This window comes from Enterobacter sp. TMH.L2 (assembly GCF_050847315.1).
GTDB lineage: Bacteria > Pseudomonadota > Gammaproteobacteria > Enterobacterales > Enterobacteriaceae > Cedecea.
In genome coordinates, this window is the sequence record NZ_CP193791.1 from 3,957,636 (window position 1) to 3,980,783 (window position 23,148).

General features: G+C 54.7%; 20 protein-coding genes and 1 other annotated feature. Of the genes, 4 read left to right on the forward strand and 16 right to left on the reverse strand.

Features of this window, described 5'->3' with window-relative positions:
- Positions 1-15: 15 nt before the first annotated feature.
- The 3 genes from nhaA to dnaK form a co-directional block, all read right to left on the reverse strand.
- On the reverse strand, positions 16-1,188 hold the full coding sequence (nhaA, locus tag ACREYP_RS18920) for a Na+/H+ antiporter NhaA (RefSeq protein WP_336818398.1): 1,173 nt from the start codon (positions 1,186-1,188) through the stop codon (positions 16-18).
- Positions 1,189-1,385: 197 nt separating this feature from the next.
- Positions 1,386-2,519, reverse strand: a complete 1,134-nt coding sequence (gene dnaJ / locus ACREYP_RS18925) for a molecular chaperone DnaJ (RefSeq protein ID WP_008461691.1) — start codon at positions 2,517-2,519, stop codon at positions 1,386-1,388.
- An 84-nt stretch (positions 2,520-2,603) separates the two neighbouring features.
- Positions 2,604-4,526 carry a molecular chaperone DnaK gene (gene dnaK, locus ACREYP_RS18930; RefSeq protein ID WP_008461689.1) on the reverse strand — a complete coding sequence of 641 codons (1,923 nt, stop codon included), beginning with the start codon at positions 4,524-4,526 and terminating at the stop codon, positions 2,604-2,606.
- Positions 4,527-4,823: 297 nt separating this feature from the next.
- Between dnaK and satP the strand changes: the two genes are divergently transcribed.
- Positions 4,824-5,390, forward strand: coding sequence for an acetate uptake transporter (gene satP / locus ACREYP_RS18935; protein ID WP_008461687.1), 567 nt, complete (start codon positions 4,824-4,826; stop codon positions 5,388-5,390).
- Between the two features lie 51 nt (positions 5,391-5,441).
- Here the strand turns inward: satP and ACREYP_RS18940 are convergent, their stop codons facing one another.
- The 3 genes from ACREYP_RS18940 to tal form a co-directional block, all read right to left on the reverse strand.
- Positions 5,442-6,752 carry an MFS transporter gene (locus ACREYP_RS18940; protein ID WP_166993493.1) on the reverse strand — a complete coding sequence of 437 codons (1,311 nt, stop codon included), beginning with the start codon at positions 6,750-6,752 and terminating at the stop codon, positions 5,442-5,444.
- 125 nt (positions 6,753-6,877) lie between these two features.
- Positions 6,878-7,465: a molybdopterin adenylyltransferase gene (mog, locus tag ACREYP_RS18945; protein WP_336818396.1), complete on the reverse strand. Its 588-nt coding sequence runs from the start codon at positions 7,463-7,465 to the stop codon at positions 6,878-6,880.
- 109 nt (positions 7,466-7,574) lie between these two features.
- Entirely contained in the window at positions 7,575-8,528 is a 954-nt protein-coding gene (gene tal, locus ACREYP_RS18950) for a transaldolase (RefSeq protein WP_008461680.1), read from the reverse strand.
- A 217-nt stretch (positions 8,529-8,745) separates the two neighbouring features.
- Between tal and ACREYP_RS18955 the strand changes: the two genes are divergently transcribed.
- A complete protein-coding gene (locus ACREYP_RS18955) occupies positions 8,746-10,185 on the forward strand; it encodes an alanine/glycine:cation symporter family protein (RefSeq protein ID WP_336818395.1) in 1,440 nt (479 codons plus the stop codon).
- A 72-nt stretch (positions 10,186-10,257) separates the two neighbouring features.
- Entirely contained in the window at positions 10,258-11,031 is a 774-nt protein-coding gene (gene yaaA, locus ACREYP_RS18960; protein ID WP_336818394.1) for a peroxide stress protein YaaA, read from the forward strand.
- Positions 11,032-11,077: 46 nt separating this feature from the next.
- Here the strand turns inward: yaaA and ACREYP_RS18965 are convergent, their stop codons facing one another.
- The 7 genes from ACREYP_RS18965 to yjjY form a co-directional block, all read right to left on the reverse strand.
- A complete protein-coding gene (locus ACREYP_RS18965) occupies positions 11,078-11,338 on the reverse strand; it encodes a DUF2502 domain-containing protein (protein ID WP_008461673.1) in 261 nt (86 codons plus the stop codon).
- Between the two features lie 212 nt (positions 11,339-11,550).
- Positions 11,551-12,837 carry a threonine synthase gene (gene thrC, locus ACREYP_RS18970; RefSeq protein ID WP_498881026.1) on the reverse strand — a complete coding sequence of 429 codons (1,287 nt, stop codon included), beginning with the start codon at positions 12,835-12,837 and terminating at the stop codon, positions 11,551-11,553.
- 3 nt (positions 12,838-12,840) lie between these two features.
- Positions 12,841-13,770 carry a homoserine kinase gene (gene thrB / locus ACREYP_RS18975; protein ID WP_008461668.1) on the reverse strand — a complete coding sequence of 310 codons (930 nt, stop codon included), beginning with the start codon at positions 13,768-13,770 and terminating at the stop codon, positions 12,841-12,843.
- A gap of 1 nt (position 13,771) precedes the next feature.
- A complete protein-coding gene (gene thrA / locus ACREYP_RS18980) occupies positions 13,772-16,234 on the reverse strand; it encodes a bifunctional aspartate kinase/homoserine dehydrogenase I (RefSeq protein ID WP_008461666.1) in 2,463 nt (820 codons plus the stop codon).
- A gap of 25 nt (positions 16,235-16,259) precedes the next feature.
- Positions 16,260-16,377 (reverse strand) — a sequence feature (Thr leader region).
- Positions 16,316-16,384 carry a thr operon leader peptide gene (gene thrL / locus ACREYP_RS18985; protein ID WP_071530522.1) on the reverse strand — a complete coding sequence of 23 codons (69 nt, stop codon included), beginning with the start codon at positions 16,382-16,384 and terminating at the stop codon, positions 16,316-16,318. (Overlaps the previous feature by 62 nt.)
- A 196-nt stretch (positions 16,385-16,580) precedes the next feature.
- Positions 16,581-17,267 (reverse strand): RNA methyltransferase, encoded by a 687-nt coding sequence (locus ACREYP_RS18990; RefSeq protein WP_498881027.1) that lies wholly within the window; start codon positions 17,265-17,267, stop codon positions 16,581-16,583.
- Between the two features lie 402 nt (positions 17,268-17,669).
- The gene (gene yjjY, locus ACREYP_RS18995) at positions 17,670-17,810 is read right to left on the reverse strand and encodes a YjjY family protein (protein ID WP_085938930.1); all 141 of its coding nucleotides are present in this window, start codon (positions 17,808-17,810) and stop codon (positions 17,670-17,672) included.
- A 96-nt stretch (positions 17,811-17,906) separates the two neighbouring features.
- On the opposite strand from yjjY, the gene arcA reads away from it, so the two are divergent.
- Entirely contained in the window at positions 17,907-18,623 is a 717-nt protein-coding gene (gene arcA, locus ACREYP_RS19000; RefSeq protein ID WP_008461663.1) for a two-component system response regulator ArcA, read from the forward strand.
- A gap of 57 nt (positions 18,624-18,680) precedes the next feature.
- Here arcA and ACREYP_RS19005 read toward each other — a convergent pair whose 3' ends face one another.
- Genes ACREYP_RS19005 through ACREYP_RS19015 form a run of 3 tightly spaced genes read right to left on the reverse strand, consistent with a single transcriptional unit; the run spans position 18,681 to position 23,148 of the window.
- A complete protein-coding gene (locus ACREYP_RS19005; protein WP_498881028.1) occupies positions 18,681-20,702 on the reverse strand; it encodes a CocE/NonD family hydrolase in 2,022 nt (673 codons plus the stop codon).
- Positions 20,699-22,321: an ABC transporter ATP-binding protein gene (locus ACREYP_RS19010; protein ID WP_336818391.1), complete on the reverse strand. Its 1,623-nt coding sequence runs from the start codon at positions 22,319-22,321 to the stop codon at positions 20,699-20,701. The genes ACREYP_RS19005 and ACREYP_RS19010 overlap by 4 nt, the downstream gene beginning before the upstream one ends.
- On the reverse strand, positions 22,318-23,148 hold the full coding sequence (locus ACREYP_RS19015) for an ABC transporter permease (RefSeq protein ID WP_008460123.1): 831 nt from the start codon (positions 23,146-23,148) through the stop codon (positions 22,318-22,320). Before ACREYP_RS19015 ends, ACREYP_RS19010 begins: the two co-directional genes overlap by 4 nt.

A 23,148-nucleotide genomic window follows, 5' to 3' on the forward strand; every position in this document is an offset into this window, starting at 1 on the left:
CGGCAGCCAGTAACGTCATGAAGTCGCCTTAGGCAATCGTACTTTTAGCATCATGAAGCCGACGACAGCAGAGAGTAACGACCCCAGCAAAATGCCCAGTTTCGCCCAGGTAATCAGCTCCGCGTCAACGTCGCCAAAGGCCAGTGAAGCGATGAAGATGGACATCGTAAACCCTATGCCACACAGCACGCCTACCGCCATAATATCCCTGAAGCTTGTTCCCTCAGGCAGTGAGGCAAGCTTAAACTTCAGCGCCAGCCAGCAAAACAGGCTGATACCCAGCGGCTTACCGATGAACAACCCGGCCATAATACCCAGCGGCAGAAGCGACGTTAGCCCCTGCATGGTCACTCCGCTGAGGGAAACCCCTGCATTAGCAAAAGCAAACAGCGGCAGGATCAGGAAGGCGACCCACGGATGCAGCACATGCTCCAGGTCCTGAGCTGGCGAGCGTCCCTTTTCTTCTTTCAGTGGAATGAAGAAGCCAATAATCACGCCTGCAAGCGTGGCATGCACGCCTGATTTCAGTACCGCAGTCCACAATATTACGCCCACCAGAATGTAGACTCCGGTACGACGCACGTTAAACAGGTTCAGCAATGCCAGTGCCACAATGGCCACGGCAGCGACACCTAGCGACATCACCGAAAGATCGCTGGTATAAAACAGCGCGATAATCACAATTGCGCCAAGATCATCAATAATTGCCAGCGCCATCAGGAAAACCTTCAGCGCCAGCGGGACACGGTTGCCTAGAAGCGCAAGGATCCCTAAAGCAAAGGCAATGTCGGTTGCCGCAGGTATCGCCCAGCCTTCACGGGTTACAGGATCAGCATAGTTAAAAACCAGATAAAGCAGAGCCGGTACCACCATCCCACCCAGGGCGGCAATGACCGGGAATGAAGCCTGACGGCGATCGGCCAGTGACCCGATAACCATTTCCCTCTTTACCTCAAGGCCAATCATCAGGAAGAAAATCGCCATCAAGGCATCATTCACCCACAGCAGCAGATTTTTACTGATATCCAGCGGCCCAATTCTCACTTCAACAGGTGTGGCAAGAAAAGCCTCATAGCCAGCGCTGGTCGATCCCATATTTGCCAGTAGCATTGCCAGTGCCGCAGCAACAATCAAAAAAATACCGCCAGCGGCATCATTCTGAAAGAAACGTTGCATATTTTTAGTCATTATTTCACCCAACTCTCTAAGTAGCGTATTCATCCTGAACACTAATAGGGTAGCCAGAATAGCGACAATGACACATCGTTAAAAACAGCTTATATGGCAAAAAAAGATCGAAAAAACCGACCCATATCAAAAAGCATAAAAAAACCTGAACCGAATGAAGCAGTTCAGGTTTTTTGAAGCATACCAACAGGAAGAAATTACCGAGTTAAATCATCAAAGAATTTCTTCACCCCGTCGAAGAAGCTCTTCGAACGCGGGCTGTTATTCGCCCCGGTAGGGCCGCCGAAGCTCTCTTCTAAATCACGCAGCAGCTTTTTCTGTTTTTCGTTCAGACTAACTGGCGTCTCTACAACGACACGGCACAGCAGATCGCCCTGCGCACCGCCTCGTACGGACTTCACGCCTTTACCGCGCATTCTGAACAGCTTGCCGGTTTGCGTTTCACCCGGAACCTTCAAGTTAACTCGACCGTCCAGGGTTGGAACTTCAATTTCTCCACCCAGCGCAGCCATCGCAAAGTTGATCGGCACTTCGCAGTAGAGGTTATTGCCTTCGCGTTCGAAGATTGGGTGCTGTTTCACCTGAACCTGAACGTACAGATCGCCTGATGGCGCGCCGTGTTCGCCCGCTTCGCCTTCGCCAGACAGACGAATACGGTCTCCGGTATCCACGCCTGCCGGGATTTTCACCGACAGCGTTTTGGTTTTCTCTACGCGGCCGTGACCGTGGCAGCTGTTGCACGGATCTTTAATGATAGTGCCGCGGCCCTGACAGTGCGGGCAGCTTTGCTGCACGGTAAAGAAGCCCTGGCGCATCTGCACCTGGCCCTGGCCGTGACAGGTTGGACAGGTCTGCGGGGAAGATCCTTTCTTCGCGCCGCTGCCGTGGCAAACTTCGCACTCTTCGAGCGTCGGGATACGGATCTCTTTGGTGACGCCACGAACCGCTTCCTCAAGCGTTAAGTCCATGTTGTAGCGCAGGTCTGCACCGCGGGACGCACGCTGGCGGCGCCCGCCACCAAAAATGTCGCCGAATACGTCGCCAAAGATATCGCTGAAGTCGGCACCGCCGCCACCAAAGCCGCCGCCGCCGCCCATACCACCTTGTTCAAACGCAGCGTGACCGTACTGATCGTAGGCCGCACGTTTTTGGTCATCAGTCAGGATTTCGTAGGCTTCTTTGATCTCTTTGAACTTCGCCTCGGCCTCTTTATCGCCCTGGTTACGGTCCGGATGGAACTTCATCGCCAGGCGCTTGTAAGCCTTTTTGATTTCACGCTCTTCCGCTGACTTCGGAACGCCTAAAACCTCGTAATAGTCTCTCTTCGCCATCTCTTTTTTCTGCCCTTAACATACGAGCACGGGCGTGGAGTAAACTCCGCGCCCGTGCCGGTTAATTACCCTGCATCAGGGCGATTATTTTTTATCTTTAACTTCTTCGAACTCGGCATCAACAACATCGTCGTCTTTGCCGGCGTTGGCGTGGCCTGCATCTGCGGCATTGCCAGCCTGCTGCTCAGCGTGCTGCTGCTGAGCCAGTTCCATCAGCTTCTGGGATACTTCAGCCAGAGCCTGGATTTTAGCTTCGATGTCCGCTTTGTCTTCGCCCTTCAGGGACGCTTCCAGCGCGGTCAGCGCAGACTCGATAGCGGTTTTGTCGTCAGCCGGCAGTTTGTCGCCTGCTTCTTCAACCTGCTTACGGGTGCTGTGCAGCAGATGGTCACCCTGGTTACGGGTCTGAACCAGCTCTTCGAACTTACGGTCAGCTTCGGCGTTAGCTTCTGCATCACGAACCATTTTCTGGATTTCGTCTTCGTTCAGGCCAGAAGATGCTTTGATGGTGATCTTCTGCTCTTTGCCGCTGTTTTTGTCTTTCGCGGAGACGTGCAGAATACCGTCAGCATCGATGTCGAAGGTGACTTCGATCTGTGGCATACCGCGCGGTGCCGGGCTGATCCCATCCAGGTTGAACTGACCCAGTGATTTGTTATCGGATGCGCGTTTACGCTCACCCTGAATCACGTGGATGGTTACCGCAGACTGGTTGTCTTCCGCAGTAGAGAACACCTGGCTGTGCTTGGTTGGGATGGTGGTGTTTTTGCTGATGAGCGCAGTCATCACGCCACCCATAGTTTCGATACCCAGAGACAGTGGGGTAACGTCCAGCAACAGCACGTCTTTTACATCGCCGGTCAGCACGCCGCCCTGAACCGCTGCACCGATAGCAACAGCTTCGTCCGGGTTAACGTCTTTACGCGGCTCTTTACCGAAGAACTCAGCAACTTTTTTCTGCACCATTGGCATACGAGTCTGACCGCCGACCAGGATAACGTCCTGGATATCGGAAACGGACAGGCCAGCATCCTGCAGGGCAACTTTCAGCGGCTCGATAGAACGGTTGACCAGGTCTTCGACCAGGGATTCCAGTTTCGCACGAGTCACTTTGATGTTCATATGCTTTGGACCGGTCGCGTCTGCAGTGATGTACGGCAGGTTTACGTCGGTCTGCTGTGCAGAAGAAAGCTCGATTTTGGCTTTTTCTGCCGCTTCTTTCAGGCGCTGCATTGCCAGCGGATCGTTACGCAGGTCAATGCCCTGATCTTTCTTAAACTCGTCAACGAGGTAGTTGATCATACGGCTGTCGAAGTCTTCACCACCCAGGTGGGTATCACCATTGGTTGCCAGAACTTCGAAGGTTTTCTCGCCGTCAACTTCGTCGATTTCGATAATAGAGATATCGAAAGTACCACCACCGAGGTCGTAAACCGCGATAGTACGGTTGCCGACTTCTTTATCCAGGCCGTAAGCCAGAGCGGCAGCGGTTGGTTCGTTGATGATACGTTTCACTTCCAGACCTGCGATACGGCCAGCATCTTTGGTTGCCTGACGCTGAGCATCGTTAAAGTATGCAGGTACGGTGATAACAGCTTCGGTTACCGGCTCACCCAGGTAATCTTCAGCGGTTTTCTTCATTTTCTTCAGCACTTCAGCAGAGATCTGCGGCGGTGCCATTTTCTGACCTTTTACGTCAATCCATGCGTCGCCGTTGTCAGCGCCGATGATTTTGTAAGGCATGATGGCTTCATCACGCTGCACTTCTTCGTCCTGGAAGCGACGGCCAATCAGGCGTTTAATCGCAAACAGAGTGTTTTGCGGGTTAGTCACTGCCTGACGTTTAGCCGGCTGACCTACCAGGATTTCGCCGTCCTGCGTGTAAGCAATGATAGAAGGCGTGGTGCGGTCGCCCTCGGCGTTCTCCAGCACACGAGCAGTTGTACCATCCATAATCGCGACACAAGAGTTAGTAGTCCCCAGGTCGATACCAATAATTTTACCCATCTAAACGTCTCCACTAAAAATTCGTCATCATGTGGTTGTGAACCTGTTATGCGGGCAAAAGCGTCTGTTTCAACTGCCCGAAGCGTTTTTTTTCAGGTCCGCCAACTGCGGTTGCATACAAGATGGGGTCGCAACGCTTGCCATCAAGGGGCAGGTGAAAAAAAATTTTCTGCTTTCCCCCCGCTCAGATCATAGACGCCGACGTGCTGCCTGATTATTATGCCGCGCCCGCAACCGGACTCCCGGCTGCGGGGCCTTAATTAACACTACATTTCAGATGAATTTTTCAGAGGAACTATGGGCAACACTAAGTTGGCTAATCCAGCTCCCCTGGGCTTAATGGGCTTCGGCATGACCACCATTTTGCTCAACCTGCATAACGCAGGTATTTTTGGTTTTGACGTTACTATCCTCGCGATGGGGATTTTCTACGGCGGTATCGCACAAATCTTCGCGGGCCTGCTGGAGTTTAAAAAAGGGAACACTTTCGGTTTAACCGCCTTCACCTCCTACGGCTCTTTCTGGCTGACGCTGGTGGCGATTCTGCTGATGCCTAAAATGGGCCTCAGCGATGCGGCCAACGGCCACTTCCTTGGCGCGTACCTGGGCCTGTGGGGTGTTTTCACCCTGTTCATGTTCTTCGGCACCCTGAAGGCCCCACGTATGCTGCAGTTCGTGTTTGCCAGCCTGACCGTGCTGTTTGCCCTGCTGGCGATAGGCCACCTGGCAGATAACGAAGGTATGGTGAAAGTCGCGGGCTGGATTGGCCTGGTCTGTGGCGCCAGCGCTATCTACCTGGCGATGGGTGAAGTGCTGAACGAGCAGTTTGGCCGCACCGTGCTGCCTATCGGCGAAAAGCACTAATCTTCCTTTAGCGGAAAACAAAACGCGGAGCCCTGCTCCGCGTTTTTTTATTCAGGAAGGCGTCAGCGCCCTTTCTTCTATCTTGTCCTGATGATGAATATCCTTTCTTAGCCAAATCCCCATCACCAAACCCACAACGGCAAGCGCCAGCACGTACCAGGCCGGAGCCATCGGCGAAACGCCCATTAACATGGTGACCGCAATCGGCGTCAGGCCGCCAAAAATGGCATAGGACAGATTGTAAGAAAACGAAATTCCGGTGAATCGTACCTGCGCCGGGAAGGCTCGCACCATAACAAATGGTACAGCGCCAACCACGCCCACGCTCAGCCCGACCAGGCCATACAGCAAGAAGAGATGTTCTGGATGCGTCCCACTCAGGTGATAAAACATCCAGCTACAGATGGCGAGCAAGATGCTGCCGACGGTAAAGGTTTTCCCTGAGCCATAGCGGTCAGCCGACAGCCCTGCCAGCAGGCAGCCCACGCACAGCATAATCGTGGCGATACTGTTTGCCTGCAACGTTAAGGCAGGCGCGATCCCATGCTGTTTTTGCAGCCAGATCGGCGACATCAATATCACCACCACGATGCAGGCGGAGAGCAGCCAGGTCAGCAGCATAGAAACCACCACCGCTTTTTTATGCCCAACCACGACTGACTTAAGCGGCATCTCCTCGGCCAGCGCTTTACGCTGCTGCATTTCGAGGAAGATCGGCGTTTCACGCAGCCAGCGGCGAAGGTACATCGCCACCAGACCAAAAATCCCGCCAAGGAAGAAAGGAATGCGCCAGCCGCCGTCATGAATCGCCTGCTGGGTCATGGAAGTATTAATAATGGTTGCCACCACGGAGCCCAACAGAATCCCGACGGTCAGCCCCATCGTCAAAATGCCGCAGGCAATACCAATCCGCTTATCCGGCACATGCTCAGAGACAAACACCCAGGCGCCCGGCACTTCGCCGCCGATGGCCGCCCCCTGCAGAATACGCATCAGCAGCAGCAACAGCGGAGCCGCAATGCCTAATGAAGCGTACGTTGGCAACAAACCTATGGCCAATGTCGGTACCGCCATCAGCAGAATACTGAGGGTAAACATCTTTTTGCGGCCAACCAGATCGCCAAAGTGCGCCATCACAACCCCGCCCAGCGGACGCACAAGATAACCGGCCGCGAAAATAGCGAATGTCTGCACCTGGCGCAGCCACTCCGGGATATCGGCCGGGAAGAAGAGCTCTCCCAGCACCGCCGCAAAGAAGACGAAGATAATGAAGTCGTAGAATTCGAGGGCGCCACCGAGGGCTGCAAGCGTCAGGGTTTTGTAATCCTGCCGGTTAAGAGGTCTGGCGTGCTGTTTTGACATAGGGGACCGCTTGTAAAGAGGAGTGTTAATTATTTTTTCCGTTTAGCTGTAAAGCCAGAGTTACTATAACGATAAAATGTTCACACTCCATACCAATTCGATCTTATGTCACAAAAGCTAATTATTCAGGGTTTTGTCTCGCATCGAGCGCTTTTAGGGCGGAAAGCTGCTACCACATGGTCATGCGTTTCAACATAAGGTCCATCCAGCAGCTGTATACAATACGGTACACTCGCAAAAATTCCCGGCACCACAACCTTGCCGGTTTCATCTTTCACGCCTTCCAGCGTTTCCTGAATAGATTTTGGCTGCCCCGGAAGGTTGAGGATCAAGGCCTGTTTGCGAATGACGCCCACCTGACGCGAGAGGATCGCTGTCGGGACAAAATGCAGGCTGATCTGACGCATCTGTTCGCCAAAGCCGGGCATTAACCGATCGGCGACGGCGAGCGTAGCGTCCGGCGTTACGTCACGACGCGCCGGCCCGGTTCCGCCGGTGGTCAGCACCAAATGGCAGGCCATCTCATCCACCAGCTCGCAAAGTGCTTGTTCAATGAGGGATTGCTCGTCAGGGATCAGACGGGTTTCTATTTTAAACGGCGTCGTCAACGTCTGCTCAAGCCACTCTTGCAGCGCAGGGATGCCTTTATCCTGATAAACGCCGCTAGAAGCGCGGTCTGAAATGGACACGAGTCCAATGCGTAAGGTATTCATATCAATCCCGGAAATCAGCAAGTCTGAGAGGAATGATACACGGGGAAAGGCGTTGCAGACAGGGAAAGCGGTGAAAAGCGTGGCCGACGGAAGCCGGCCACGAGAATGATTACAGCAGGTCGCCGATCATTTTTTCCAGTTTTTCCTGGTCGATAGCAAACTTACGGATACCGTCCGCCAGTTTGTCTACGGCCATTGGATCCTGGTTGTGCTGCCACAGGAACTGGGACTCGGTGATACGCTCAGGACGCGCTTTCACTTCCCCGGTGTAGCTCAGCTTACGCTCAATTGCGCCTTCGCTTTCTGCCAGCTCTTTCAGCAGGGCAGGTGCGATGGTCAGGCGGTCACAGCCAGCCAGCTCGACGATTTCACCGACGTTACGGAAGCTTGCACCCATCACCACGGTTTCGTAACCGTGCTGCTTGTAGTACTGGTAGATTTCGGTCACGGAAACCACGCCTGGATCTTCCTGCGGAGCGTACTCTTTCTTGTCGGTGTTAGCTTTGTACCAGTCAAGGATACGGCCAACGAACGGAGAAATCAGGAACACGCCAGCTTCAGCACAGGCACGAGCCTGAGCGAAGGAGAACAGCAGGGTCAGGTTACAGTTGATGCCTTCTTTTTCCAGCTGCTCTGCAGCGCGGATGCCCTGCCAGGTAGAAGCCAGTTTAATCAGGATGCGATCGTTGCTGATGCCCGCGTCGTTGTAGAGCTTGATCAGGTGTTTGGCTTTCGCGATGCTGGCTTCAGTGTCATAGGAAAGGCGAGCATCCACTTCAGTCGAGATACGGCCAGGGATCAGCTTCAGAATTTCCAGGCCGATGTTTACCGCCAGCTTGTCGGAAGCGTCAACCACCTGCTGAGCGCGATCGTTGCTCTGGCTACGAGCCCAGGTAATCGCTTCGTCGATCAGTTTACGGTACTCAGGGATCTGCGCAGCGTTAAGGATCAGAGAAGGGTTGGTAGTAGCATCTTGCGGCTGGTACAGCTTCATCGCCGCGATATCTCCGGTGTCAGCAACCACGGTGGTCAGTTGACGCAAAGAAGTCAATTTATCCGTCATAATGAGTATTTCTCTTCAGGTGTAGCTTGTTAGGGAGATGTAACCGGTCTGGCTTGATGATATCACGCCGCCCATCAGGTGCAACCGCGACAAGTGCTGTCCGTCCAGTGGACGAGAATATGCTAAACTCGACCGCCATTTTATCTGTAACGTAATGGATTGCATGGCCCGGGCCCGTCAACCTCGCCGCCATCACGCATTAACAAGAGGGACGTTAATGACAGATTTTTTATTTTTTATCAATGAGGTACTTTGGGGCTCGGTCCTACTTTGGCTGCTTATTGGCGCGGGCATCTGGTTCACCTTCCGCAGCGGCTTCGTCCAGTTCCGTTACTTTACCCGGCTGCGCCTTTTCCTGCGCAACAGCGACTCGCCGGATCCTTCCGGAATATCCTCATTCCAGGCACTTTGCACCAGCCTTGCCGCGCGCGTCGGCAGCGGTAACCTTGCGGGCATTGCGCTGGCCATCTCAGCAGGTGGCCCCGGTTCGGTGTTCTGGATGTGGGTTGCCGCCGTGCTCAGCATGGCCACTGCCTTCGCAGAGTGCTCCCTCGCCCAACTCTATAAAACCCGCGACAAAGAAGGAAACTACCGCGGCGGCCCGGCCTGGTATATGGAGCGTGGGCTTGGCATGCGCTGGATGGGAGTGCTGTTTTCCGTCTTTTTGATCGTTGCCTTCGGCATGGTGTTCAACGCCGTACAGGCCAACTCCATCGCGATTGCCACTCACTACGCGTTTGACGTGCCAAAAATCTGGGTAGGCCTATTCCTGGTTATGGTTACCGCGCTGGTCATCTGGCGAGGAATGCGGACCATTGCTCGCCTCTCCCAGTGGCTGGTGCCGCTAATGGCATTACTCTGGGTATGCATGAGCCTGTATGTTGTGGGGCTGCACATTGAACGTTTCCCCGAAGTCATCCGGCTGATTTTCAGCCACGCCTTCGGCTGGCACGAAGCCGCTTCGGGCGCGCTGGGTTATACCGTCAGCCAGGCCATCACCAATGGCTTCCAGCGCGGGATGTTTTCTAACGAAGCTGGCATGGGCTCCACGCCTAACGCAGCCGCAGCGGCGGCCGCATGGCCCCCACACCCGGCCACTCAGGGCGTGGTGCAAATGTTTGGGGTATTAATCGATACGGTGATCATCTGCACCGCGACTGCCGCCATTGTGCTGATGTCCGGCATGATGGATGGCACAGAAACGTCACGCAGCGGCATTATTCTGGTTCAGCAAGCGCTCAGCTCAGCCGTAGGCAGTTGGGGCAGCGGTTTTATCGTGGTTATCGTTTTCCTGTTCGCCTTCACGTCTATCATGGCGAATTACACCTACGCAGAGAACAATTTGCTGTTCCTGAACCAGGACAGCCGCGCGCTGAAATTTTTACTGCGCTTTATGGTGCTCGCTATGGTGATGTTCGGTACGCAGGCCGCGCTGCCATTGGTCTGGCAGCTGGCAGACGTGGCGATGGCTATTATGGCGTTAACCAATATCACGGCGATCCTGCTGCTTTCTCCGGTGGTGAAAACGATAGCGGCAGATTATCTGCGCCAGCAAAAGCTGGGCATATCGCCTATTTTCAACCCCAACCGTTTCCCGGAGATTAAGACCCAGCTTGCCCCCGGCGTTTGGGACAGAGACGTGGAAAAAAAACCTTAGCTGATTGCAGCCATAGGCCGCGACAGGCAGGAAATTTGCTAAAGTAACGGCCAAACTATGCAAGGAGTGGACATGCTAATTCTTATCTCACCTGCCAAAACGCTGGATTACCAAAGCGAGCTGCCGACGGACCGCTATACACAGCCGGAACTGTTGGAATATTCACAGCAGTTAATCAGCGTTGCCCGCAAGCTTAGCGCACCGCAAATTGCCTCCCTGATGAGCATCAGCGATAAGCTGGCTTCTCTTAACGAAACCCGTTTCCATGAGTGGCATCCGGCATTTACGCCACAAAACGCGCGCCCGGCTATTCTCGCCTTTAAAGGCGATGTGTATACCGGCCTGCAGGCCGAAGAGTTTAGTGAAGCCGACTTTGATTTCGCCCAACAGCATCTGCGTATGCTTTCCGGGCTGTACGGCGTGCTGCGCCCGCTGGATTTAATGCAGCCTTACCGGCTGGAAATGGGCATTCGCCTGGAAAACCCAAAAGGCAAAGATCTGTATCACTTCTGGGGCGATACGATCACCGAGAAGCTCAATCAGGTGCTGGCCACCCAGGGCGACAATATCGTGGTCAATCTGGCGTCTGATGAATACTTTAAAGCGGTGAAGCCGAAGAAGCTGAACGCGGAGATCGTCAAGCCCGTCTTCCTCGATGAGAAGAACGGCAAGTTTAAAGTCATCAGCTTCTACGCGAAAAAAGCGCGCGGGCTGATGAGCCGCTACATCATTGAGAATCGCCTGACGAAGCCAGAACAACTCAGAGCGTTTAATACCGACGGCTATTTCTTTGATGAAGAAGCGTCCCAGAAAAACGAACTGGTGTTTAAGCGCCACGAGCAATAAAAAAACGCCAGCGTTAAGCTGGCGTTTTACTTTGAACTCGCGCCGGTTACCTGTCCCAGCGATTATCATGATGTTCCCGTGGCGGGCCATCAAACCTTGCGTGGCGCTGCCAACGATGTTCACGCCACTCATAGTGTCTTACCCACCAGTCGTGGTCTCGCCAGTAATGGCCGTCCCAGTAGCGCCCGTGGTTATCCTGATCGCCGAAGTGCAGCGTCACGGCAGGCACCAGCGTGATTTCTCCCGCCTGTACCGCCAGCGGCGTCACCACCAGCAGGGACAACGCCAGAAAAATGGATTTCAACATAATTTGCTCCTTACTTCTTAAGCCGGCCCAGTGGGCCCGTTAAGATGAGCTTATGTCGGAAATCACACCCGCGTTATTCTCCGCAATCCTAATCTCTAAGCACCCGCATTTTATGGGAATTTCTCCTTTTTTCCTGCTAAATGCCTGCTTATTTTCTCCCTGATTTACAGGGAAAAACGCCCCAGTCTGACAAGCAAAATGGGGCTTCAGAATTACGCTTTAACCATCATGAACTTACGCAGTTCGGCAAAATCAGCTGGTAGGTTGTGGGACAGCAGCGGCAGATCGGCGCGGGAGGCCAGCTCCTCCGGCAGCGGCAGCGCTTCGCCCAGAATCTCTTCCACGCTCTCTTTAAACTTCGCCGGATGCGCGGTCCCCAGGAACAGCCCAAACTCACCTGGCTGCAGCTGGTCGCGCAGAGCACGGTAAGCAATCGCCGCGTGTGGTTCAGAAACGTAGCCAATCGCCTTCAGCTCGCGCATCGTGTCTTTGGTGGTTTCATCTGTCACGGCAGCATAGCCAAGGTCGGTCAGACGCCAAATTTTGCGGCGGAAAAGCTCTTCCACTCGCGGCCAGTTGTTCGGCTGGCTAACATCCATGGCGTTGGACAGCGTGGCCACGGTCGCTTTAGGTGCCCACTGGCCTTCAGCCAGGAAACGCGGAACGGTGTCGTTGGCATTAGTCGCCGCAATAAAGCGCTTAATCGGCAGGCCGAGGGATTTTGCCAGCAGGCCAGCCGTCAGATCGCCAAAGTTACCGCTCGGCACGGAGACCACAAGCTGATTACGGGCTTCCTGCGGCAGCTGGGCTACCGCTTCGAAGTAATAGCAGATCTGCGCCAGCAGGCGGCTAATGTTGATGGAGTTTGCCGAGTTTAACCCCAGCGCCACCTTCAGTTCTTCATCATCAAATGCCTGTTTCACCAGCGCCTGGCAGGCATCAAAATCGCCGTCAATCGCCACGGTTTCGATATTTCCACCGAGGGTACAGAACAGTTTTTCCTGCAGCGGGCTGATTTTCCCACGCGGATAAAGAATAACGACGCGCACATTCTTAAGGCCGTAGAACGCATGGGCCACCGCCGCACCGGTATCGCCGGATGTTGCGGTCAGAATGGTTACAGGCTTGTCGCCGCTGATGTGGGTCAGCATCTGCGCCATAAAGCGCCCGCCAAAGTCTTTAAACGCCAGCGTCGGGCCGTGGAACAGTTCCAGGCAGCCCACGTCCGGCTCAACAATATTCACCGGTGCAGGAAACGCGAAGGCCGCACGCACGCGCTCTTCCAGAATCTCCTGCGGGATCTCATCCCCGATAAATGCGGACAAAATTTTGCTGCTACGGCTGACAAAATCCATCTCCAGCATGGCGTCGATTTCAGTCAGTTCAAACTCAGGCAGGTCATGCGGGAAAAACAGGCCCTGCTGTTTGCCCAGGCCCTGGGTAACCGCCTGTGCAAAGGAGACCTGCTCGTTGTGATCTTTAAGGTTGTACAGTTTCATGTCTTATCCCAAAACTCGTGCGCCAGCCGTATCCAGACGGCAAATATGTACAAAACCTTCCTGGTTCTGCAAATAATGTTGGCTGAGCCAGTCAGCCACGCGCTGCGCGGTATCGGTGTTATCGCACAGTGCAAATAAGGTCGGGCCAGAACCCGAAATCCCGCTCGCCAAGGCGCCGATATCCGCCACGGCTTTACGGGACTCATCAAACTTCGGCAGCAGTTTGGCGCGGTAAGGTTCAGCAATCACATCCTTCATCAGCTTCGCCGCAAGTGCAGGCTGGCGGGTATGACAGGCATGAATAAAACCGGCCAGATGGCGACCGTGGCTGATGCAGTCCTGACGGCGATACTGGGCGGGTAAAATCGCACGCGCTTCGGCGGTTGAAACCTTAATCCCAGGGTACGCCAGCACCCAAAGCCACTCATCAAAGCCTGGCACCTGCTGGCTGATGATGCCGTTTTCTTCGATCATTAACTGCATGCCGCCAAGGAAACAAGGCGCGACGTTATCGTAATGAATGCTGCCGGAAATACGCCCTTCCAGCTCGCCCATCAGTGCCAGCAAGCGTGTGTCGCTCAAAGGCTTACCGCAAAATTCATTCATCGCCATCAGGCCAGCCACCACTGAACAGGCGCTGGATCCCAGTCCGGAGCCGATGGGCATGTTTTTCTCAAGCGTCATCGCCACGGGAATAGTCTTGCCAATTTCCTGGCAGAAACGCTCCCAGCACTGATAAACAATGTTCTCGCGCGGTTCATCCGGCAGCTTGCTGGCGAACCGCCCAAGGTTGGTCAGGCTGAAGCTGTCTGCCGCTTCAACCGTGACGTAATCACCCAAATGCGAGCCATCAACCGGCGACACCGCCGCGCCCAGCACATCAAAACCGACGCTCATATTGGCGCTGGAAGCCGGGGCATATACTTTAACCATCTTAAACTCCTAACTTCCATGACAGGGTGCGAAGCAGATCCGCGAAGACACCGGCGGCGGTAACGTCGTTACCCGCCCCGTAGCCACGCAGTACCAGCGGCAGCGGTTGATAATAGTGGCTGTAGAAGGCCAGGGCATTTTCGCCGTTCTTCACCTTATACAGCGGATCGTTGCCGTCTACGGCGTCGATTTTCACTTTGCAGCTGCCGTCTTCTTCAATAATGCCGACGTAACGTAGCACTTTCCCATCGTCACGCGCCTTCCTCACACGAGCCGTAAACTCATCATCCAACTGAGGAAGGCGTGCCATAAAAGACTCGACGTCTCCGCTTGCATCAAAATTTTCCGGAAGTACGGATTCGATCTCGATATCCGAAAGCTCCAGACTGCTCCCGGTCTCACGTGCCAGGATCAACAGCTTACGCGCCACGTCCATACCGGAAAGATCGTCACGCGGATCCGGTTCGGTATATCCCATTTCACGCGCAGTGCTGGTCGCCAGCGAGAAGCTCATTCCCTCATCCAGCTTCCCGAAGATGTAAGAAAGCGATCCGGAAAGAATGCCCGAGAAACGCTGCAGCTCATCGCCCGCATTCAGCAGGTTTTGCAGGTTTTCGATAACCGGCAAGCCTGCCCCCACGTTGGTGTCGTAGAGGAACTTCCGGCGAGAACTCTCTGCGGCATTACGCAACTGGTGGTAATAATTCATGCTCGAGGTGTTGGCCTTTTTGTTTGGCGTCACCACGTGGAAACCTTCGCTCAGGAAATCAGCGTACTGATCCGCCACGGCCTGGCTGGAAGTGCAGTCCACAATTACCGGGTTTAGCAGATGATACTCTTTCACCAGGCGGATCAGGCGGCCAAGATTGAACGGCTCTTTGGCCTGCTCCAGCGCCTGCTGCCAGTTCTCGAGATCCAGGCCATGCACGTTAGTCAGCAGGGCTTTAGAATTCGCCACGCCGCAAACGCGCAGGTCGATATGCTTCTCCTTCAACCACGCCTGCTGGCGTTTAACCTGCTCCAGCAGAGCCGCGCCCACGCCGCCAACGCCCACGAGGAACAACTCAATAACCTGATCGGTGTTAAACAGCATCTGGTGAGTCACACGTACGCCGGTCACGGCATCGTCGTTATTGACCACAACGGAGATAGAACGCTCGGAAGAACCCTGTGCGATAGCGATAATGTTGATATTCGCGCGGGCCAGGGCAGCAAAGAACTTGGCGGAGATACCGCGCAACGTTTTCATGCCGTCGCCCACGACGGAGATAACCGCCAGGCGTTCGGTGACCGCCAGCGGCTCCAGCAGCTCCTCTTTCAGTTCGAGATAGAATTCGTCTTCCATCGCTTTGCGAGCGCGGCCGCAATCGGCCTGCGGAACGCAGAAGCTGATGCTGTACTCGGAGGAGGACTGGGTGATCAGCACCACGGAGATCCCGGCACGGGACATCGCGGCAAACACGCGTGCAGCCATGCCGACCATGCCTTTCATGCCCGGCCCTGAAACGCTAAACATCGCCATGTTATTCAGGTTAGTGATGCCTTTCACCGGCAGCCCTTCGTCATCGCTCTTGTCGCCAATGAGCGTACCTGGCGCCTGCGGGTTTCCGGTATTTTTAATCAGGCAAGGGATCTGGAACTGGGCAATCGGGGTGATGGTGCGAGGGTGAAGTACTTTGGCGCCGAAGTAGGAAAGCTCCATCGCTTCCTGGTAAGACATCGACTTCAGCAGTCGGGCATCAGGCACCTGGCGCGGGTCGCAGGTATAAACGCCGTCGACGTCAGTCCAGATTTCACAACAGTCGGCTCGCAGACAAGCAGCCAGCACGGCGGCAGAATAGTCGGAACCGTTGCGGCCCAGAACAACCAGCTCGCCTTTGTCGTTCCCGGCGGTAAACCCGGCCATCAGGATCATGTGATCGTCAGGAATGCGGCTGGCGGCAATGCGGCGAGTTGACTCTGCGATATCCACGCTGGAATCCAGGTAATGCCCCACCGCCAGCAGCTTCTCGACCGGATCGATCACGGTCACCTGGTAGCCACGAGCCTGCAGCACGCCCGACATAATAGCGATAGACAGCTTCTCGCCCCGGCAAATGATCGCCGCATTGATGCTGTCCGGGCACTGGCCAAGCAGGCTGATCCCGTGCAGAACATGTTTAAGCTGAGCAAACTCCTGATTCACTAACCCTTTCAGTTCAGCCAGCGGAAAGCCCGGCTGCGCCTCTGCCAGACCATTCAGCAGTTCAGCAAAAATACGCTCTGCGTCGCTGATATTCGGCACAGCGTCCTGGCCCCCGATGGTTTTCTCAATCATCGCCACAAGGTGGTTAGTAATTTTTGCCGGAGCAGACAACACGGTCGCCACCTGCCCCTGTTTGGCATTACTTTCCAGGATATCGGCAACGCGAAGGAAACGCTCCGCATTTGCCACCGAAGTACCACCGAATTTCAACACTCGCATTGTTGTGACCCCTTGATTTTTTCCCGAAAAAAAAGCCCGCACTGTTTAGGTGCGGGCTTTTTTCATTTTTACCTGTATGCGTCAGCCCGCACCGTTACCTGTGGTAATGGTGGTTGTGATAATTGTGGTAATCAGGCTGAAGCGAAACATGGATGTTGTGTGCTCTAAATTTGTAATAGCTCTATTGGTTAAAGCAATCCCTTTACCAAGTCAATTTTTTTTAGTTCTGTCACAAAAAATCGCCTTGCCCGGTCGAGCTGAAAAACTCACCAAAAATGGGAGTAAAAGCGCGTAAATAGCGCAATAAGTTAGATGAACGTCTCAAAAAGAGTCATTCAAAAACATTTCATTCTGGTAATTTTTTTTCGATGTCATGAAGCAAACGGTGAAGCATTGCCGTGTCTCTCTGCTCCAGTAGCCCCAAACGCTGCTGGACCCAATCGACCATTTTTTGGTCGCCCGCAACCTCAAGACGATGCAAAAGCGCTTCCATTCGCAGACGCAGCGCATTCAACTGCTGCCCGTCACCGGCCACGTTTTCCACAGGCGGTTGCTGCATCAAAGCGGAAAGCTGGTAGCAATAAACCATCACGGCCTGCCCCAGGTTAAGCGACGGATAATCCGCGACCATCGGCACGCCGGTTAACACATCCGCCAACTCCAGCTCTTCGTTGGTCAGCCCGGAATCTTCACGGCCAAAAACCAGCGCCACGCATTCTACCCACTGGCGTTTCTCTTCGAGTATAGGCAGTAGCTGCTGCGGCGTCGCATAGTAATGAAACTTCGCCCGACTGCGGGCCGTTGTGGCGATGGAAAAATCCACGTCACTCAGAGCATCCGCGAGCGTGTCAAAGTGGCGAATTCCATCAAGAATATCGCCCGCGCCGTGCGCAACCCAGTGCGCGGCGGGCTGGAGATGCGCATCACTGGCTACGATCCTCATCTCCGTAAACCCCATGGTCTTCATCGCCCGGGCAGCGGCCCCGACGTTCTCTGCTCTGGCCGGTGAAACCAGGATAATTGGCAAACGCATTGGAACTCTCTTCTAAAATTCGTTAAAACGTGCGAAGTGATGCACAAATTTGGATAATACGCATCGCAAATTTACTTTGTTGCAACATATATTGTGACTATAACTTCTGATGGACTTATAACTTAAGCTTATGCTTTTACGTGATTATATACCATGAAAATAGGGGAAACACGGGTTATATCCACTTGTTTATCATGGTTTATTTCCCCACAAGAGAAACACAGCTGCAGGCCAGATTCAGCGTACTTTATTTGACGCTTTACGATCTTGATTATTAAAAAGTTGTGACAAAAGCTAGCATTGAGCTACGATGATTTATTGAAACTGTTAACGTGCTACAATTGAAATTGATATATGTCAACGAAGCGTAGTTTTATCAGGTGTCTAAAGCGCGTCAGCCTGTTATGTTGCTGTTAAAATGGTTAGGATAACAGCCGTTTTTGACACCGTCGGGTCCAAAGGGAATGCACCCACGACCAAGCTAATGATGTTGTTGACGTTGATGGAAAGTGCATCAAGAACGCAATTACGTACTTTAGTCATGTTAAGCCCGGCATGTTAATTTATGGCATGTAACAGGCAGGTCAGGGACTTTTGTACTTCCTGTTTCGATTTAGTTGGCAATTTTAGGTAGCAAACATGCAGACCCCGCACATTCTTATCGTCGAAGACGAATTAGTAACACGCAACACGCTTAAAAGCATTTTTGAAGCGGAAGGCTATGATGTTTTTGAAGCGACCGATGGCGCAGAGATGCATCAAATCCTTGCCGATAATGACATTAACCTCGTCATTATGGACATCAACCTGCCGGGTAAAAACGGCCTGCTGCTGGCGCGTGAATTGCGCGAGCAGGCTAACGTGGCGCTGATGTTCCTGACGGGTCGTGACAACGAAGTAGACAAGATTCTCGGTCTTGAAATCGGTGCGGATGACTACATCACCAAACCTTTCAACCCGCGTGAATTGACTATTCGTGCACGTAACCTGCTGTCCCGCACCATGAATTTAGGGGCCATCAGCGAAGAACGTCGTTCCGTTGAAAGTTACAAATTCAACGGCTGGGAGCTGGACATCAACAGCCGCTCTCTGGTTAGCCCGAACGGTGAACAGTATAAGCTGCCGCGCAGTGAATTCCGTGCGATGCTGCACTTCTGTGAAAACCCGGGCAAAATTCAGTCTCGTGCCGAGCTGCTGAAAAAAATGACCGGTCGCGAGCTGAAGCCGCATGACCGTACCGTCGATGTGACCATTCGCCGCATTCGTAAACATTTCGAATCCACGCCGGATACGCCTGAAATTATCGCCACCATCCACGGCGAAGGCTACCGTTTCTGCGGCGATCTGCAGGAATAAACGGTTAAAAATAACGAAAAGGGCTGACATCTGTCAGCCCTTTTTTATGCCTGTCTTTCAGCGGGAAATGCGTTCATTCCAGTCCCGGGTAAAGACCACGTCCCCATTGTGTTGAACCGTCACCTTTCCACTGACGATAAAATGCGTCAGATCACTGCGCATCTCCAGCACAATATCTGTGTCCGTCCACCAGCCTTCCCGGCCGATTTTCATGTTCTGAGTCAGCAGGTAATGTGCCGAGAGAGGATCGCTGTTTTGCACCGTCAACTGGCGCCTAAGGCTATGATCGACGGTGGTATTGATATCCTCAAACCGATACACGCCCTCGCCAAAAACACCGCCCACGCCCTGAGTGATGCTCTGCCAGCTGTCTTTCACCACGTCATAGCGCAATTCGCGATCGACCCGCCCTGGAGAGAGGATTGTCAGCGGCGTATTGGCTGCCGTTTCAGGATGCGGATTCGGGCCAGCTATCGGTTTCACTTCCCGGCAAACCGGCAATTGCAGTTGAGCGCTGGCCAGATCAACACTAAGCGTCGCATTTTCAGCCATCGGCCAGATCATCGGCCAGAAGGTAGTCGCGAGAGAAACCCGTAGCCGGTGCCCGGCAGCAAAGCGCCAGGCGATGCCGTCCAGCTGCACGGTAACATTGACCTTTTCGCCCGGCACCAGCGCCACGTTCTGCTCCTGCCCCTGCAAATGACTCAGATTCACCCAGCCGTGGCTGACGCGGGTTGATGCTCCGTCAGGTGCAATGTCTGACAGGCGGACATACAGCATGGCCGCAGGTTTATCGCTGGAAAGCGTGACGTTAAACTGCGGGAAACCGTAAATCGCCAGGCTTTCGCTCAGCGGGGCGCTGTCGAAACTTTCGGCCAGTCCGTCATCCATTCGCTGATCGCTTGGGCTTTCCCCCAGCACACCCGCGCCCATCCACTCTCCGGCGAACAACCCGTGATTCTGCACGCTACGGATGTCCTGCCGGTATTCATCGACTAAAGGCGATGTCACCAGCCGGCCAGGCTGCAGATGCCAGCGCTGAGGGAAGGTTTCAGCGTCGGTATCGTTCTCAATGGCAATCCACTCCCCAAAGGCCTGCGGCCGCTGCGAATCAGGTCGCTGGCTGTCGTTGAGCCAGGCCTGGACGCGCGGGCCATCCAGCACGTCGTTATCGATCTGTTTCAACCAGCGGTCCCACCAGCTCACAGCCTCCTGCAGAAAACCGATGGCCGGCGTAGGCGAGCCATCCTGAGGATAAATATGCGCCCACGGGCCGAGGATCGCCTTGCGCGGGACGTTAAGATTATCCATCAGGCGGAAGACCGCGTTGCTGTAGGAATCCGCCCAGCCGCCCACCGCCATCACCGGGCAGGTAATGGCCTGCCAGTCTTCCCCCACGGAGCCGTGCTTCCAGTAATCATCTTTCAGCGGATGTTCCATCCACAGCGCCGGGAAGAAAGGCATATTTTCAAGGCGATTCAGCCAGGCCTGATACCAGCCCTCCCCGACCAGCTCCGGATCCTGCGGGCGGCTTTGGTAGGCCAGCATAATGCCGCCCCACCACAAATTGTCATTCAGCAGGCAGCCGCCTTTATAGTGGATATCGTCGTTGTAACGATCGTCCGTCGAGCAAACGGTGATAATGGCTTTCAGTGCCGGAGGGCGGCGAGCCGCCAGCTGCAGGCAGTTAAAGCCACCCCAGGATTTACCCATCATGCCCACGGCGCCGTTGCACCAGCCCTGGCGGCTGATCCAGTCGATCACCTCCAGCGCATCCTCTTGCTCCTGCAAAAGATATTCATCGGCCATCAGCCCATCAGAATCCCCGCTGCCGCGCATGTCTACCCGCAGCACCGCATAGCCATTCCCGGCAAAATAGCCGTGCATCGGCTCATCCCGGGTACGCGTTCCGTCGCGCTTGCGGTAGGGAATGTACTCCAGAATGGCGGGCACCGGCTGCTGCGAAGCCGACAAAGGCAGCCACATACGCGCGGCCAGCCGAGTTCCGTCTTTCAAAACAATCCACAAATGTTCCGTCACGCTCACGCTGTGAGGGAATTGCGTAATAAGAGTTTTCATGAAGCTCCTGCCATCGCATTTAACTGACGCTGACCCAGCACCTCATCCAGCCAGGAAGGGCGCATTTCCGGCACGGAAGTCAGCAGTTTTTCGGTGTAACTGTGCATTGGTGCGCTGAATACCTGCGCGGTTGGGCCCTGTGCGACGACGTTGCCCTGATACATCACGGCAACCTGCTGAGCAATGCGTTTTACCGTGCTCAGGTCGTGGGTGATAAACAGATAAGACAGCCCCAGCTGTTCCTGCAGGTTTCTCAGCAATTTCAACACTTCTTCCGCCACCAGCGGGTCAAGGGCGGAGGTTGCTTCATCGCAGATGATAAGATCGGGCTTCGCGGCCAGCGCTCGTGCAATACACACGCGCTGCTTCTGCCCCCCGGAAAGCGAGCCAGGATAGCGATCAATCAGATAATCAGGGAGTTCAGTCAGTTTCAGGAGTTCCAGAACCCGCGCGCGAACCTGCTGTTTATCAAGGCCAAAATAGAACGCTACCGGGCGGCCAATCGCCTCCAGCACGGTTTGCCTTGGGTTAAGCGCCACATCGGGCAACTGATAGATCATCTGGATACGGCGCAGCGTCTCTTTATCACGCTGCGGGTAACGGTTGGCCAGCACCTTGTCAGCAAAGGTAACGCTGCCTTTCGTGTCAGTCAGCAGGCCGCAGAGCGCCCGGGCCAGCGTACTCTTCCCGCTCCCGGACTCGCCGATAATGGCCATCGTTTCTCCTTTGGCAATGCTGAGGGAAACGTTGTGGACGACCGTTTTACCGTTGTAGCCCGTAGAGAGATTATTCAACGCCAGTAGCTGCCCTTCAGGTTTACTTTCGGCATGCACCGGCGTTAAAGCGTGGGCGCGTTCGGACACCAGTCGCTGCGTGTAGCTTTCTGTTGGATTCTGCAGAATATCGGCGGTGCTGCCGCATTCCACTTCGCTCCCCTGACGCAGCACCATAATGCGGTCGGCAATCTGTGCGACAACCGCCAGATCGTGAGTGATATACAGCGCGGCGGTATTAAACTCTCTGACCAGTTTACGCAACATCACCAGCACTTCGATTTGCGTCGTTACATCCAGCGCGGTGGTCGGTTCATCAAGGATCAGGACATCAGGCTTGCAGGACATCGCCATCGCCGCCATCGCCCGCTGCAGCTGCCCGCCCGAGAGCTGATGTGGATAGCGCTGGCCGATAGCTTCAGGCTCCGGGAGATCAAGCGCTTTAAACAGCGTCACGGCCCAGGCCTGGGCTTCTTCCGGACTCATCAGGCCATGGCGAAGCGGCCCTTCACAAACCTGCTTGCCGATGGTCAGCGCCGGGTTGAACGCGGCGGCGGCGCTCTGCGCCACATAGGCCACGCGCTTACCGCGAAACTCACGTTTCTCTTTGCTGGATAGCGCCACAATATTTTGCCCGCCCACCAGTACTTCACCGCCCGCAATCCGGCAGCCAGGTCGGGCATAGCCCAGGGCCGCAAGACCGATAGTCGATTTCCCCGCGCCGGACTCGCCAATCAGCCCCAGAACTTCGCCAGGCATCAGGCTGAGAGAGACGCCTTTCACCAGCGGCAGCCCCTGCTCGGTTTCAATGCGTAAATCACGCATCTGTAAAATCGGTTGTGTCATCCCTCTTCTCCCAGCGAAAGGTTGTTACGCACCAGCAGCCAGTCGACCACCAGGTTGACGCCTATCGTCAGCAGGGCAATCGCCGCAGCGGGGTACAGCGGAGCAAACTGGCCAAAATTGATGGCCTGCGCGTTGTCACGCACCATGCTGCCCCAGTCCGCCCACGGTGGCTGAATGCCCAGCCCAAGGAAACTCAGCCCGGCAATAAACAGGAAGGTAAAGCAGAAGCGCATGCCGAATTCCGCCAGCAGCGGCGGCATGGCGTTAGGCAGAAACTCTTTACGGACGATCCACCACAGCCCTTCCCCACGCAGGCGCGCCGCCTCAACATATTCAAGGCAAACGATCCCCTGCGCGACCAGACGAGCAAGACGGAAAACGCGAGTCGCGTCTAACAGCGCAATGGTTCCGACCAGCACCGGAATAGAGGTCCCCAGCACGGACAGGACGATCAGCGCCAGGATCAGCACCGGGATCGACATCAGCGTATCGACGATGCGGGTGAGCACGACGTCCACCCAGCGCCCGTAAATCGCGGCGGTAAAACCGGTAATAATGCCCACCACAAATGAAATAGCGGTGATCGCCAGCGCAATCGCAATGGTGGTTCGGGCGCCAAACAGAATACGCGACAGCATGTCACGCCCCAGACTGTCGGTGCCGAACGGCATCGAACTCGACGGCAGCATCCAGATGTCACCCACCTGAGCCGTTTCGCTGTGCGGCGCCAGCCAGGGCGCAAAAAGCGCGGCAATCAAATTGACGGCGATGATGGTCAACCCTAATATTGCCGACAGCGGCACCGTGCGAATTTTGATATTTTTCAT

Excerpts from the sequence above, each read along its gene's own strand:
- ACREYP_RS19015 (WP_008460123.1), bottom strand. The coding sequence starts at position 23,148 with ATGAAAAATATCAAAATTCGCACGGTGCCGCTGTCGGCAATATTAGGG.
- yjjY (WP_085938930.1), bottom strand. The coding sequence starts at position 17,810 with ATGACTAAAGTACGTAATTGCGTTCTTGATGCACTTTCCATCAACGTC.
- satP (WP_008461687.1), top strand. The coding sequence starts at position 4,824 with ATGGGCAACACTAAGTTGGCTAATCCAGCTCCCCTGGGCTTAATGGGC.
- dnaJ (WP_008461691.1), bottom strand. The coding sequence starts at position 2,519 with ATGGCGAAGAGAGACTATTACGAGGTTTTAGGCGTTCCGAAGTCAGCG.
- ACREYP_RS18990 (WP_498881027.1), bottom strand. The coding sequence starts at position 17,267 with ATGCGTTTGCCAATTATCCTGGTTTCACCGGCCAGAGCAGAGAACGTC.
- thrA (WP_008461666.1), bottom strand. The coding sequence starts at position 16,234 with ATGCGAGTGTTGAAATTCGGTGGTACTTCGGTGGCAAATGCGGAGCGT.
- thrC (WP_498881026.1), bottom strand. The coding sequence starts at position 12,837 with ATGAAACTGTACAACCTTAAAGATCACAACGAGCAGGTCTCCTTTGCA.
- ACREYP_RS18955 (WP_336818395.1), top strand. The coding sequence starts at position 8,746 with ATGACAGATTTTTTATTTTTTATCAATGAGGTACTTTGGGGCTCGGTC.
- ACREYP_RS18940 (WP_166993493.1), bottom strand. The coding sequence starts at position 6,752 with ATGTCAAAACAGCACGCCAGACCTCTTAACCGGCAGGATTACAAAACC.
- ACREYP_RS19010 (WP_336818391.1), bottom strand. The coding sequence starts at position 22,321 with ATGACACAACCGATTTTACAGATGCGTGATTTACGCATTGAAACCGAG.
- arcA (WP_008461663.1), top strand. The coding sequence starts at position 17,907 with ATGCAGACCCCGCACATTCTTATCGTCGAAGACGAATTAGTAACACGC.
- dnaK (WP_008461689.1), bottom strand. The coding sequence starts at position 4,526 with ATGGGTAAAATTATTGGTATCGACCTGGGGACTACTAACTCTTGTGTC.
- mog (WP_336818396.1), bottom strand. The coding sequence starts at position 7,465 with ATGAATACCTTACGCATTGGACTCGTGTCCATTTCAGACCGCGCTTCT.
- ACREYP_RS19005 (WP_498881028.1), bottom strand. The coding sequence starts at position 20,702 with ATGAAAACTCTTATTACGCAATTCCCTCACAGCGTGAGCGTGACGGAA.
- thrB (WP_008461668.1), bottom strand. The coding sequence starts at position 13,770 with ATGGTTAAAGTATATGCCCCGGCTTCCAGCGCCAATATGAGCGTCGGT.
- ACREYP_RS18965 (WP_008461673.1), bottom strand. The coding sequence starts at position 11,338 with ATGTTGAAATCCATTTTTCTGGCGTTGTCCCTGCTGGTGGTGACGCCG.
- yaaA (WP_336818394.1), top strand. The coding sequence starts at position 10,258 with ATGCTAATTCTTATCTCACCTGCCAAAACGCTGGATTACCAAAGCGAG.
- tal (WP_008461680.1), bottom strand. The coding sequence starts at position 8,528 with ATGACGGATAAATTGACTTCTTTGCGTCAACTGACCACCGTGGTTGCT.
- nhaA (WP_336818398.1), bottom strand. The coding sequence starts at position 1,188 with ATGACTAAAAATATGCAACGTTTCTTTCAGAATGATGCCGCTGGCGGT.